Here is a 12,702-nt window from a genome sequence, read left to right as displayed (position 1 = left end):
TGTTTTCACCGGCTCAGCGCCAAGCCTGGGCTCAGCCCTGCATATAGTCCGCCGGCAGGGCGATGCGCGCCACCCCGGACTCCACGGCAGCCAGCGCCACGGCGCGGGCCACCCGCGGCAGCAGGCGGGCATCCATCGGCTTGGGAATGACGTAATCCTTGCCAAAGTGCAGCTCGCTCACCCCGGCGGCGGTCAGCACCTCGGCCGGCACGGGTTCTTTCACCAGGGCACGGATGGCCTCCACCGCCGCCACCTTCATGGCGTCGTTGATGCGGCTGGCGCGGGCGTCCAGGGCGCCGCGGAAGATGAAGGGGAAGCAGATGACGTTGTTGATCTGGTTCGGATAGTCGGAACGGCCCGTGCCCATGATGAGGTCGTCGCGCACGGCGTGGGCCAGGGCGGGCTTGATCTCGGGATCCGGGTTGGAGCAGGCGAAGATCACCGGGCGCGGCGCCATCAGGGCCACCGCCTCGGGGGGCAGCACGTCCGGACCCGAGACGCCGACGAACACGTCCGCCCCCTCGATGACATCCATCAGGGTGCGCAACGGGGTGTCGTTGGCGAAGCGCTGCTTGTACTGGTTCAGGTCGGTACGGCCGGTGTGGATCACCCCCTGGCGGTCCAGCATGAAGATGTTCTGCAGCGCTGCCCCGCACTTGATCAGCAGATCCATACAGGCGGTGGCGGCGGCGCCAGCCCCCATGCAGACGATGCGGCTCTGTTCGATGCGCTTGCCCTGCACCTCCAGGGCGTTGAGCAGGCCGGCGGCGGTGACAATGGCGGTGCCGTGCTGGTCATCGTGGAATACCGGGATGTCGCAGCGTTCGATGAGCTCCCGCTCTATCTCGAAGCACTCAGGGGCCTTGATGTCTTCCAGGTTGATGCCACCGAAGGTGTCGGCGATGGCCGCGACCGTGTCGATGAACTGGGCGCTGGTCTCGTGCTTCACCTCGATGTCGATGGCGTCGATGCCGGCGAAGCGCTTGAACAGCAGGGCCTTGCCCTCCATCACCGGCTTGGAGGCCAGCGGCCCCAGGTTGCCCAGCCCCAGGATGGCGGTACCGTTGGAGATGACGGCCACCAGGTTGCCCTTGCCGGTATAGCGATAGGCGTCATCCGGATTGGCGGCGATCTCGCGCACCGGCTCGGCCACCCCCGGACTGTAGGCCAGCGCCAGATCGCGGGCGGTCTCGGCGGGCTTGGTGAGGGCGATGGCAATCTTGCCGGGAATGGGTTGAGCGTGGTAATCGAGCGCTTCTTGACGCAGATCGGACATGGGGAACCCCGATACGGAAGTGAATGTGGTGGTGCATGACTCGCCAGGGACGAGGGCCCGGGATCATAAAGAAAAGCGACGCCCTTTCACAGCATAAACTATCGCCCTTCTCTACTGACAAGCCAGTTGTCAGCATGTCACACCACCCACAGATACCTATTTAGTTATAGATATGGTTTCAATCCATCACGGGTATGCCGGCCCTCTGCTCCGCCTGGCGGGCGATCGCCTCCGTCATGCCCTGGAAGATGAAGAGGTGGAACGGCAGCATGGCGAGCCAGTAGGCCAGTCCCCAGGCCCCCTGTGGATGCCAGTGGGCCGTCACCCTCAGCTGGGTCAGACCGGACTCCAGCGGCTGGATGTTGAACTCCAGCCGCCCCACCCCGGGGGCCTTCATGTTGAACAACAGATCCAGCCTGCGCCCCTCGTCCACCCCCAGGATCTGCCAGGAGTCCAGCATGTCTCCCTTCACGAAGCGATCGGGATTGGTGCGCCCCCGGGTCAGGGCCGGGCCGCCGATCAGGTGATCCATCCATTCGCGCACTACCCAGAGCTCGTTCATGTAGAAGTAGCGCTGCTCGCCCCCGAGCTGCTGCAACACCTGCCACACCACCTCGGGGGAGGCGAGGCACACCGCCTCACCGCTCGCGGTGCGATCGTAGAAACCGTACTCCGGATGGCGCCAACGCAAGCCCAGCGGCGTCTCCTCCCCCTGTTGCTCGGCACCCAGCTTCTGCTCCAGCGCCAGGCTCTCGGTCAGCGCCTCGTCGAAGCTGAGCAGGGGCTGGGGCAGCAGGGCCCGCAGCGGGCCGTCGTCCGCCGGGATGTCGTGCTTGAGGCCCCCCACCAGCGCCTTGGCCACCGGCTGGGGCACAGAGGTGGCGAACTGCAGCCACCAGGCGGACAGACGCGGGCTCAGGAAGGGGAGCGGAATGATGGGGCAACGCTTGCCGATATGGGCGGCGAATTTCTGCAACTGCTGCTGGTAGCTGAGGAGCTCGGGGCCGGCGGCGTTAAACACCTGGCCGTCCACCCCCTCTGCCTCCACCAGCCCTACCAGGTAGTGCAGCAGGTTGGAGAGGGCGATGGGGGGGGTGCGGGAGCGCACCCACTTGGGGGTAACCATCATGGGCAGGTTGAACACCAGATCCCGCATCACCTCAAAGGCCGCCGAGCCGGGCCCTATGATGATGCCGGCCCTCAGCTCCACCGTGGGTACTCCGGCTTCTCGAAACAGCTCCCCGCAGTGGCGGCGGGAGTTGAGGTGGCGGCTGTTGCAGGGGTTAGGCTGGATGGCGCCGAGATAGATGATGCGCCTCACCCCGGCGGCACGGGCGGCGGCGGCGAAGTTCTTCACCCCCTGCTGCTCCAGCCGATGGAATCCGGCGCCGGCCCCCATGGCGTGCACCAGGTAGAAGACGGTATCGACCCCGGCCAGGGCGGGCAGCAGGGTGATGGGCTTGAGGCTGTCGGCGAGGCGAAACTCCACCCCCTCCGGCAGACGGCAGGGGCGCCTGGCCCCGGCGATCACCCGGTAACCCAGCCCCTGCAGGTGGGGCACCAGATAAGATCCTATGTAGCCCGCCGCCCCCATCACCAGACAATCACGCATTTGCACACTCCCCCGTATTTCCCATTGGCGCCCCTCATTCTCCCTTCTCCCGCAAGGGGAGGAGAGAGAGTCCCACCATAGGACAAAGCGGGACAATACAGAACGCCGAGCAACAAAAAAGGCGCCCATTGGGCGCCTTTTTCAGAATGCTTTAGAAGTATGATTACTTCTTGGTGGTCATCGCACCGAAACGCTTGTTGAACTTGTCTACGCGGCCGCCGCTAGAAACTTCTTTCTGCTTGCCGGTATAGAACGGGTGGCACTCGGAGCACACGTCCAGGTTCAGATCTTTACCAATGGTAGAGAAGGTGTTGATGACGTTACCGCAAGAGCACTTGGCGGTGATGGCTACGTAGTCAGGATGGATACCAGCTTTCATGGACAACCTCGATAATAGGCCGTGTCGCCATCCGATCTCTTGTCGGACACCACACGATTGTTGAACACAGTTTCAAAGGCTGCGAATAATATAGGAAATGCCTGAGTTCAGGCAAGTGGCTTCGCAGAAAAAATAGGCAACCTCTGGTGAATTCTTCCCAAATCCTGGATCTGGTTCGTGTCGCTGTACCGGTGCCCCTGCGCCGCCATTTCGACTATCTCTCCCCCCTGCCCTTGCCTGCCCCCGGTTGCCGGGTCGAGATCCCCTTCGGCCCCCAGACCCTGGTCGGTCTGGTGGTGGCACACCCCGCCGAGAGCCAGGTGCCGCGTAGCAAACTCAAGCCCTTGAAGAGGGTACTGGACGCAGAACCCGTGCTCGGGCCGGACATACTGGCGCTGATGGCCTGGAGCGCCAACTACTACCAGCATCCGCTGGGGGAAGTCTTGCCCCACGCCCTGCCGGTGCTGGTGCGCAAGGGGGAGCCCGCCGCCTATCGGGAGCTGGAGTTCTGGTTCGCCACCGAGGCGGGGATGGCGATCGATCTCAACGAGCTCAAGCGTGCCGCCAAGCAGCAGCAGGCCCTCGCCTTCCTGCGCAAGGGGCCCCAGACTCCCTCCGTCCTCAAGCAGGAGGAGATCCAGAGTACCGCCCTCACCGCCCTGGAGAAGAAGGGCTTGCTGGAGAAGCGCTCGCTGGAACCGAGCCACGAAGGGGACTGGGCCACCCGTTTCGATGCAGGGGAAGGGCTGCGCCTCAACGGCGAGCAGGCGCTGGCGGTGGCCGCCGTCACCAGCCAGAGCGACCGCTTCGGCGCCTTCCTGCTGGACGGCATCACGGGATCGGGCAAGACAGAGGTCTACCTCAGCATCCTCGAGCCCCTGCTCAAGGCGGGCAAGCAGGCCCTGGTGATGGTGCCGGAGATAGGCCTCACCCCCCAGACCATCAACCGCTTCCGCCGCCGTTTCAACGTGCCCGTGGTGGCCATGAACTCCGCCATGAACGACAGGGAGCGGCTCGATGCCTGGCTCGCCTGCCGGGATGGCGGTGCCGCCATCCTCATCGGCACTCGCTCCGCCGTGTTCACCCCGTTCAAGAACCTCGGCATCATCATCATCGACGAGGAGCACGACGGCTCCTTCAAGCAGCAGGACGGCTTCCGCTACCACGCCCGGGATCTCGCCGTGATGCGGGCCCACCGCGCCGACATTCCCATCTTGCTCGGCTCCGCCACCCCCTCCCTGGAGACACTGCACAACGCCCGCAGCGGCAAGTATCACCACCTGCACCTGACGAGGCGCGCCGGCAACGCCCAGACCGCCCGCCAGGTGATCCTGGACATCAAGAACGTACGGCTGCAGGCCGGCCTCTCCCCCCAGCTGGAGCAGCTGATGGCGGAGCACCTTGGGGCGGGCAATCAGGTGATGCTGTTCCTGAACCGCCGCGGCTATGCCCCGGCCCTCATCTGCCACCAGTGCGGTTGGAGCGCCGCCTGCGAGCGCTGCGACGCCTGGTACACCTGGCATCAGGCCGGGCGGCGACTGCACTGCCACCACTGCGACAGCGTCCGGCCCCTGCCCCACCACTGCCCGGAATGCGGCAGCAGCGAGCTGATCGGCTCCGGGGTGGGCACGGAGCAGCTGGAACAGCTGCTGACCACCGTCTTCCCGCACTACCCCGTGGTGCGCATCGATAGAGACAACACCCGCCGCAAGGGGGAACTGGAGACCCATCTCGGCGACATCAAGGCCGGCAAGTACAAGATCCTCATCGGCACCCAGATGCTGGCCAAGGGCCACCACTTCCCGGATGTGACCTTGGTGGGCCTGCTGGATGTGGATGGCGCCCTGTTCAGCGCCGATTTTCGCGCCGCCGAGAAGCTGGCCCAGCTCTACACCCAGGTTGCGGGCCGGGCCGGACGCGCCAGCAAACCGGGCCTGGTGGTGCTGCAGAGCCACCATCCGGAGCACGCCCTGCTGCAGGATCTGACCCAGAACGGCTATGGCCACTTCGCCGACACGGCGCTGAAGGAGCGCCGCCTGCTGGGGCTGCCGCCCTTCAGCTATCAGGGGCTGTTCCGGGCCGAGGCCAACGGCCGGGACGAGGTGCAGCTGTTCCTCGGCCGCCTCGCCGACACCCTGCGCAGCGCCCGCTACCCCCAGGTGCAGGTGCTGGGACCCATCAGCGGCTTCATGGAGCGCAAGGCGGGCAAGTTCCGCATGCAGTTGCTGGTGCAGGGGCCGAACCGGGCTCCCCTGTCCCAGCTGCTGGACTGGGCGGTCAAGGAGCTGGACGGCTGGCCCGAGACCAAGAAGGTGCGCTGGAGCCTGGATATAGACCCCACTGAGTTGAACTAGCCCGCTTCACCCAATATGGTCTGTGCCAGCTGCCTGGCCTGATCCAGGGCCAGAGGTTGTTGATAGCTGTGGGCCATCACCACGGCCCCCTCCAGCAACAGGCATAACCCTGTGGCCTGTGGCACCGAGCACCCCAGCTCATTCCTGATCCACTCCAGCAGGGCCTGCTTGTGTGCCACCACCAGCTTGCGTACCGGGTGACGTGGGTCGGCAAACTCGGCGCTGGCGTTGATGAAGTTGCAGCCGTAGAAGTCACTGCGGCCAAACCAGTCGGCAAAACCCGCAAACAGGGCCTGCAACCTGGCTTCTTGTCCCGAGGCGCCAGCCAGTCGGACTTCTAGCAGCGCAAAGAACTCTCTATCCCGTTCAGTGAGCACCGCCTCGATCAGGGCATCCTTGGTGGGGAAGTGGCGATACAGAGTTCGCTTGGTACTACCCGCCTCGGCCCAGATCCGATCAATGCCGGTGGCATGAAAGCCGTGGCGATTGAACAGGCGGTAGGCCGTCGCCATCAGTTGCTGACGCTTCTCGCTCATGGTGAAAACCTCTTGAAGTACACCGATCTGTCTACCTAATGTCGCAGGCTGGATCAAGTCATCCGGTGCAAACAAGGAGATAGAAGATGGAAACGAGACGATGGCGAGGGGCCTGGCTGGCGGGGTTCGGGGCCAGTCTGGCCATAGCCCTGCTCGGATGGCTGGATCTGAGCTGGCAACTGACCCTGGTGATGGCACCGTTCGGGGCAAGCTGTGTGCTGCTCTTCTCCCTGCCGGACAGTCCCCTGGCACGCCCGCAGAACGTGCTGGGAGGCCACCTGTTATCGGCCACCGTGGGTCTGGTGGTGCAACTGCTCCCTCTGCCGATGGAACTCAAGCTGGCCCTTGGTGTAGGTCTATCCATTGCGCTCATGCAGGGATTGGGGTTGATACACCCACCCGCCGGGGCCAATCCACTGCTGGTTCTACTCACCGCCCAATCCTGGCCCTTCCTCTGGCAAACCGTCCTGCCCGGCGCCTTGTTGCTGATCATGGTGAGTCATTGTGCCAGACGGTTGAAAACATGGCGGCCGAGTCCCGTATAAACAACGAGGGGGCCATGGCCCCCTCATTGTTTTTACCCCATGACTGCACCAGCTTATTCGGCGGCCTGGGAGACCCCAGTCAGCCGCACCTCGACCCGGCGATCCGGGGCCAGGCAGGCGATCATCTGTGCCTTGGCCGCATTCGGGCAGCTGCCGCCGGTCACCGGCTCAGACTCGCCGCGCCCCTCGGCGCGCACCTTGTCGGCAAACAGCCCCTTGGCGATGAGATAATCCGCTACCGTGCGGGCACGCTGCTCGGACAGGGACTGGTTGTAGGCATCGGAGCCCAGGCGATCGGTATGACCGATGACGGTGGCGATCCCGTCCTTCGGATTGGCGGCCAGGATCTGGGCGAACAGGTTGTCCAGCGCCTGGCTCGCCTCCGGCTTCAGGGTGGCCCTGTTAAACTCGAACAGCACGTCGGAGTCCAGGCTGAACTGCTTCTCCACCAGCACGGGGGCCGGCGCGGGTTCAGGGGCCGGAGTCGGCGCCACCGGCTCGTCCCCTACCTGGCCAAAGCGGTAGAGCATGCCGACCGACAGCAGGCCGTTGTCCATCTCTATGCCGGACTCCCCGGGGGAGGTCTTGCCGAGGGGGGTGGTGTACTGATACTCGAAGCGGGCGGCCCAATCCTTGTCGATGGCGTATTCCACCCCGAGCGCGCCCACGAAGGCGGCCCCGTGGTAGTTGCCGCTGTTCGACTCCGACAGGGAATTGACGCCGTCCCGGTACCAGGCGTTGATGGAGCTGTCGGTCCAGGCGTAGGCGCCCCCCAGGCGGCCATAGATGTCCAGGGCCGAGGTCGCGGGCAGGATGATCCTCATGGTGGCCTGCACCATCTGGGCCTTGGCCTCACCCTCCAGTCCGGAATCTATGCCATTGCCCGCGTAGTGTCTGTCCACCTCGTACTTGCCGAGCCAGTCATAGCCCAGCTCGACGGCCAGGTTGCGATTGATCTGATAGCCCGCGAAGGCCCCCAGCCCCAGATCGTCGCTGTTTTCGTTCACCCTGGCGGCATCCAGCATATTCTCGATCTGGGAGTCGTAATCCACCCCGTAGTAGTTGGACCAGCCAGCCTTGCCGCCGACATACCAGGTGTTGTCCTGGGCGGCGGCCGACGCCGCCCCCGATGCCATCAGACCGCCGATGAGGGCGGCGAGCATAGACTTGTTCATGATGAGCCCCTGCAATGAATTGTTATGACGCTGGATGCGCCTCTCTTCCCTGACGGGGCCCCGAACGCAAGCCCCGCGCCCAGATTATCCCATCTGTGACCAGCCTCAAATGACCAGGGACTCAGGAGTGTGATATTGGCGACATTATCGACCCACACAAGCCCCTTTCCCCGTACCGCCCATAAAAAACGAAGGGCAAAGCCCTTCGTTTTCAGACGGTTGCCAGCAACCAAGTCTAGCTCGCCAGGAACAACCGTGCAGATGGGATCCTCGTTCATCTCCTGCCAACCATCGCCGACCTCGTGCAACGCACCATAAAAAACCGGAGAGCGAGGCTCTCCGGTCGTGGATCAGGGCTAGGCGTTCAGTCCCTCCGACTCTCGCTTGCCAGGAATAACCTGTAGGCGGGATCCTCGCTCACCTCCTTCCAGCCATACCCCAGCTCGTGCAGGTAGTCGTGGAAGGCGGCCACGTCCTCGTCCGGCAGTTCGAAGGCGCAGAGCACCCGGCCATAGTCGGCGCCGTGGTTGCGGTAGTGGAACAGGCTGATGTTCCAGCGACAGCCGAGGGTCTCCAGGAAGCGCATCAGGGCCCCCGGTTGCTCCGGGAACTTGAAGCTGTAGAGCCTCTCGCCCAGCGGCCGCGCCGGGCGGCCGCCAATCATGTAGCGCACGTGATTCTTGGCCAGCTCGCTCTCGGTCATGTTGACCACGGGGTAGCCGTTGCCGCCGAGCTGATCGATGATCTGGCCCAGCTCCTCGTCACCGCCGGTGAGGCGCACCGAGACAAACAGGGAGGCCTGTTCGGCGTCCGCGTAACGGTAGTTGAACTCGGTCACCATGCGGGGCCCGAGCTGGCGGCAGAAGTCGAGGAAGGCCCCCTTGCGCTCCGGGATGGTCACCGCCAGCATGCCCTCACGCTTCTCGCCGATCTCGCAGCGCTCCGACACGTAGCGCAGGCTGTGGAAGTTGACGTTGGCGCCGGACAAGATAGCCGCCATTCTCCCCCCCTTGACCTGCTCCCGCTCGCTGTAAGCCTTGAGGCCTGCAAGGGACAAAGCCCCCGACGGCTCGGCGATGGCGCGGCAGTCATCGAAGATGTCCTTGAGGGCCGCGCAGATCTGGTCGTTGGAGACGGTCACCACCTCGTCCAGATACTGGTTGCACAGGCGGAAGGTCTCCTCGCCGATGCGCTTGACCGCCACCCCGTCCGCAAACAACGAGACCCGCTCCAGATTGACCGGCTCACCGGCCGCCAGCGCGGCCTTGAGGCAGGCGGAGCCCTCCGCCTCCACCCCGATCACCTTGACGTCCGGCAGCAGCTGCTTGATGTAGACCGCCACCCCGGCGGCCAGGCCGCCGCCCCCCACCGGCACGAACACATGGGTGAGGTGGGTATCCTGCTCCAGCAGCTCCTTGCCTATGGTGCCCTGGCCCGCGATCACCTCGACGTCGTCGAACGGCGGGATCAGGGAATAGCCCTCGCGCTCGGCGAGGCGGCGGCTCTCGCCGTAGGCCTCGTCGAAGCTGTTGCCAAACAGCAGCACGTTGCCACCCTGGCGGCGCACCGCGTCGATCTTGATGTCCGGGGTGGTGGTGGGCATCACTATGATGGCCTTGATGCCGAGCTTGGCCGCCGACAGGGCGACCCCCTGGGCGTGGTTGCCGGCGGAGGCGGCGATGACGCCGCGCTCCTTCTGCTCCTGGGTCAGGGTCGCGATCTTGTGATAGGCGCCCCTCAGCTTGAAGGAGTGCACCGGCTGCAGGTCCTCCCGCTTGAGGGCCACGTGGTTGCCGAGCCGTTCGGACAACTTCTTGAGGGTTTGCAGCGGTGTCACTCGCGCCGCCTCATAGACGGGGGAGAGCAACACCTTGCGTAGATAATCCGCCGCAGAGACCATGGCTCACTCCTCCAGCTTGCTGAGATCGCGCACCGCGCCCTTGTCGGCGCTGGTGGCGAGCATGGCGTAGGCACGCAGGGCGTAGGAGACCTGACGCTGGCGATTGAGCGGCTTCCAGCCACGGGCTTCGACGGCGGCGCGGCGGCTGGCCAGCACGCTGTCGGCCACTTCCAGCACCATGCTGCGAGCCGGGATGTCGATGTTGATGATGTCCCCGTCCTCCACCAGACCTATGGTGCCGCCGGAGGCCGCCTCCGGGGAGACGTGGCCGATGGAGAGGCCCGAGGTACCGCCGGAGAAGCGACCGTCCGTGATGAGGGCGCAGACCTTGCCGAGCCCCATCGACTTGAGATAGGTGGTGGGATAGAGCATCTCCTGCATGCCCGGGCCCCCTTTCGGCCCCTCGTAGCGGATCACCACGACCTCGCCGGCCTTGACTGTGCCGTCCAGAATGCCCGCCACTGCGGTGTCCTGGCTCTCGAACACCCTGGCCGGGCCACGGAAGCGGAGGTTCTCCTCATCCACCCCGGCGGTCTTGACGATGGCACCATTGATGGCGAGGTTGCCGGAGAGCACGGCCAGGCCCCCCTCCAGGCTGTAGGCGTTGTCCAGGGAACGGATGCAGCCCTCGGCGCGGTCCAGATCCAGCTCGGGCCAGCGGCAGTCCTGGCTGAACGCCTTGGTGGTGCGGATGCCCGCCGGGCCCGCGCGGTAGAAGTCGTGCACCGCCTGGTCGTCGCAGCGGCTCACGTCGTATTGCGCCAGCAGCTCGACGAGGGAGGTGCCGAGCACGTTGCGGGCATCCCCGTGCACCAGACCGGCCTTCTCCAGCTGACCCAGGATGGCGACCACGCCACCGGCGCGGTGCACGTCCTCCATGTGGTATTTCTGGGTGGAAGGGGCCACCTTGCACAGCTGGGGCACCTTGCGGGACATGCGATCGATGTCGGCCATGGTGAAGTCCACCCCGGCCTCCTGGGCCGCCGCCAGCAGGTGCAGCACGGTATTGGTGGAGCCGCCCATGGCGATGTCCAGCGCCATGGCGTTCTCGAACGCCGCCTTGGTGGCGATGTTGCGCGGCAGGGCGGTCGGGTCTTCCTGCTCATACCAGCGTTTGGCCAGGGAGACGATGCGCTGGCCCGCCAGCTTGAACAGCTGCTCCCGATCCGCGTGGGTCGCCAGCATGGAGCCGTTGCCCGGCTGGGAGAGGCCGAGGGCTTCGGTCAGGCAGTTCATGGAGTTGGCGGTGAACATGCCGGAGCAGGAGCCGCAGGTGGGGCAGGCGCTGCGCTCGACCTGTTCGCTCTGGGCGTCGGAGACCTTGGGATCGGCCCCCTGGATCATGGCATCCACCAGATCCAGCTTGATGATCTGATCCGACAGCTTGGTCTTGCCCGCCTCCATGGGGCCGCCGGAGACGAAGATCACCGGAATGTTGATGCGCAGGGCGGCCATCAGCATCCCGGGGGTGATCTTGTCGCAGTTGGAGATGCAGACCATGGCGTCGGCGCAGTGGGCGTTGACCATGTATTCCACGGAATCGGCGATGAGCTCCCGGGACGGCAGGGAATAGAGCATGCCGCCATGGCCCATGGCGATGCCGTCATCCACGGCTATGGTGTTGAATTCCTTGGCGACCCCGCCGGCGGCCTCGATCTCGCGGGCCACCAGCTGGCCGAGATCCTTGAGGTGCACGTGACCCGGCACGAACTGGGTGAAGGAGTTGACCACGGCGATGATGGGCTTGCCGAAATCCTGATCGGTCATGCCGGTGGCACGCCAGAGCGCGCGGGCCCCGGCCATGTTACGTCCGTGGGTGGTGGTGGCGGATCTCAACTTCGGCATTGTCTCTACTCCCTGAATGCCCATGGGGCTCATTATCTTTGAAACATGAATGTGACTCGCGAGTCGGCAATCGACTCTGCTCAATGCACGCCGGCGCCACTGAGCGGAGGCGACTCGGGGAGGCCTGGCCTCCCCGTTCTCGTCAATCCCTGACCGGGGTCAGCCAGCCCCACTTGTCCTCGGTCTGCCCGTTGAACAAGCCGAAGAAGGCGTTCTGCAGTTGCTCGGTCACCGGACCGCGACGACCGGCACCGACCTGCATCCGATCTACCGAGCGCACCGGGGTCACCTCGGCGGCGGTGCCGGTCATAAAGATCTCGTCGGCCACATAGAGGGCTTCGCGCGGCAGCGCCTGCTCCCGCACCTCGTAACCCAGGTCACGGGCGAGGGTCATGATGGTGTCGCGGGTGATGCCGGGCAGGATGGCGGCGGTGGCGGGCGGGGTAAACAGCACGCCGTTCTTCACCAGGAAGAGGTTCTCCCCCGCCCCCTCGCTCAGGTAGCCGTTCACGTCCAGCGCCAGCCCCTCAGCGAAGCCGTTGCGCTTGGCTTCCCGGCTGATGAGCTGGGACGACAGATAGTTGCCACCGGCCTTGGCACCGGTCGGTATGGTGTTCGGCGCGAGCCGGTTCCAGGAGGTGACGCACACATCCACCCCGTTCTTCAGCCCCTCTTCCCCCAGATAGGCGCCCCAGGGAACGGCGGCGACCATGAGATCGGCCTTGGCATCCAGCGGCGGGTGCAGCCCCAGCCCCACGTTGCCGATGAAGGCCAGGGGACGCAGATAGCCGCTCTTCAGACCGTTCTCACGCACCACGGCGCGGCAGGCCTCGTTCACCTCGGCCTCGTCGTAGGGCACGTCCATCCAGTAGATCTTGGCGGAGTCGAGCAGACGGCGGGTGTGCTCCTGCAGGCGGAAGATGCAGGTCCCCTTGGGGGTGTCGTAGGCACGCACTCCCTCGAACACGGAGGAACCATAGTGCAGGGCATGGCTCATGACGTGGACCTGGGCATCCTGCCAGGGCACCATCTTGCCGTTGAACCAGATGTATTGAGGGTGAGAAGGCTGTGACATTGGCT

At 65.0% G+C, this 12,702-nt stretch carries 10 protein-coding genes; 2 read left to right on the top strand and 8 right to left on the bottom strand.

Features of this window, described 5'->3' with window-relative positions:
* Positions 1-31 precede the first annotated feature (31 nt).
* The 3 genes from ACRCYW_RS18215 to rpmE all read right to left on the bottom strand — a co-directional run bounded on the left by ACRCYW_RS18215 (position 32) and on the right by rpmE (position 3,267).
* Positions 32-1,276, bottom strand: a complete 1,245-nt coding sequence (locus ACRCYW_RS18215; RefSeq protein WP_438551427.1) for a malic enzyme-like NAD(P)-binding protein — start codon at positions 1,274-1,276, stop codon at positions 32-34.
* A 178-nt stretch (positions 1,277-1,454) separates the two neighbouring features.
* The gene (locus ACRCYW_RS18210) at positions 1,455-2,888 is read right to left on the bottom strand and encodes a DUF2867 domain-containing protein (protein WP_438551426.1); all 1,434 of its coding nucleotides are present in this window, start codon (positions 2,886-2,888) and stop codon (positions 1,455-1,457) included.
* 163 nt (positions 2,889-3,051) lie between these two features.
* Entirely contained in the window at positions 3,052-3,267 is a 216-nt protein-coding gene (gene rpmE / locus ACRCYW_RS18205) for a 50S ribosomal protein L31 (protein WP_005340673.1), read from the bottom strand.
* Positions 3,268-3,413: 146 nt separating this feature from the next.
* On the opposite strand from rpmE, the gene priA reads away from it, so the two are divergent.
* Complete coding sequence (gene priA / locus ACRCYW_RS18200; protein ID WP_438551425.1) at positions 3,414-5,621, top strand: primosomal protein N'; 2,208 nt, start codon at positions 3,414-3,416, stop codon at positions 5,619-5,621.
* On the opposite strand, the gene ACRCYW_RS18195 is transcribed toward priA, so the two are convergent.
* Complete coding sequence (locus tag ACRCYW_RS18195; protein ID WP_438551424.1) at positions 5,618-6,157, bottom strand: TetR/AcrR family transcriptional regulator; 540 nt, start codon at positions 6,155-6,157, stop codon at positions 5,618-5,620. The two genes, priA and ACRCYW_RS18195, sit on opposite strands and share 4 nt — an antisense overlap.
* An 86-nt stretch (positions 6,158-6,243) precedes the next feature.
* On the opposite strand from ACRCYW_RS18195, the gene ACRCYW_RS18190 reads away from it, so the two are divergent.
* On the top strand, positions 6,244-6,702 hold the full coding sequence (locus ACRCYW_RS18190) for an HPP family protein (protein ID WP_438551423.1): 459 nt from the start codon (positions 6,244-6,246) through the stop codon (positions 6,700-6,702).
* 53 nt (positions 6,703-6,755) lie between these two features.
* Here ACRCYW_RS18190 and ompA read toward each other — a convergent pair whose 3' ends face one another.
* From ompA to ACRCYW_RS18170, 4 genes are all read right to left on the bottom strand, one after another.
* On the bottom strand, positions 6,756-7,877 hold the full coding sequence (gene ompA, locus ACRCYW_RS18185) for a porin OmpA (RefSeq protein ID WP_438551422.1): 1,122 nt from the start codon (positions 7,875-7,877) through the stop codon (positions 6,756-6,758).
* Positions 7,878-8,241: 364 nt separating this feature from the next.
* Positions 8,242-9,777 (bottom strand): threonine ammonia-lyase, biosynthetic, encoded by a 1,536-nt coding sequence (gene ilvA / locus ACRCYW_RS18180; RefSeq protein ID WP_438551421.1) that lies wholly within the window; start codon positions 9,775-9,777, stop codon positions 8,242-8,244.
* Between the two features lie 3 nt (positions 9,778-9,780).
* The gene (gene ilvD / locus ACRCYW_RS18175) at positions 9,781-11,622 is read right to left on the bottom strand and encodes a dihydroxy-acid dehydratase (protein ID WP_438551420.1); all 1,842 of its coding nucleotides are present in this window, start codon (positions 11,620-11,622) and stop codon (positions 9,781-9,783) included.
* A gap of 142 nt (positions 11,623-11,764) precedes the next feature.
* Positions 11,765-12,697, bottom strand: a complete 933-nt coding sequence (locus ACRCYW_RS18170) for a branched-chain amino acid transaminase (RefSeq protein WP_438551419.1) — start codon at positions 12,695-12,697, stop codon at positions 11,765-11,767.
* Positions 12,698-12,702: the final 5 nt, after the last annotated feature.

Origin of the sequence: Aeromonas sp., from assembly GCF_051657805.1 — a bacterium.
In the GTDB taxonomy this organism is placed as follows: domain Bacteria; phylum Pseudomonadota; class Gammaproteobacteria; order Enterobacterales; family Aeromonadaceae; genus Aeromonas.
The sequence above is the reverse complement of the archived record's forward strand: the minus strand, read 5'-3'. Positions and strand labels throughout refer to the sequence as shown.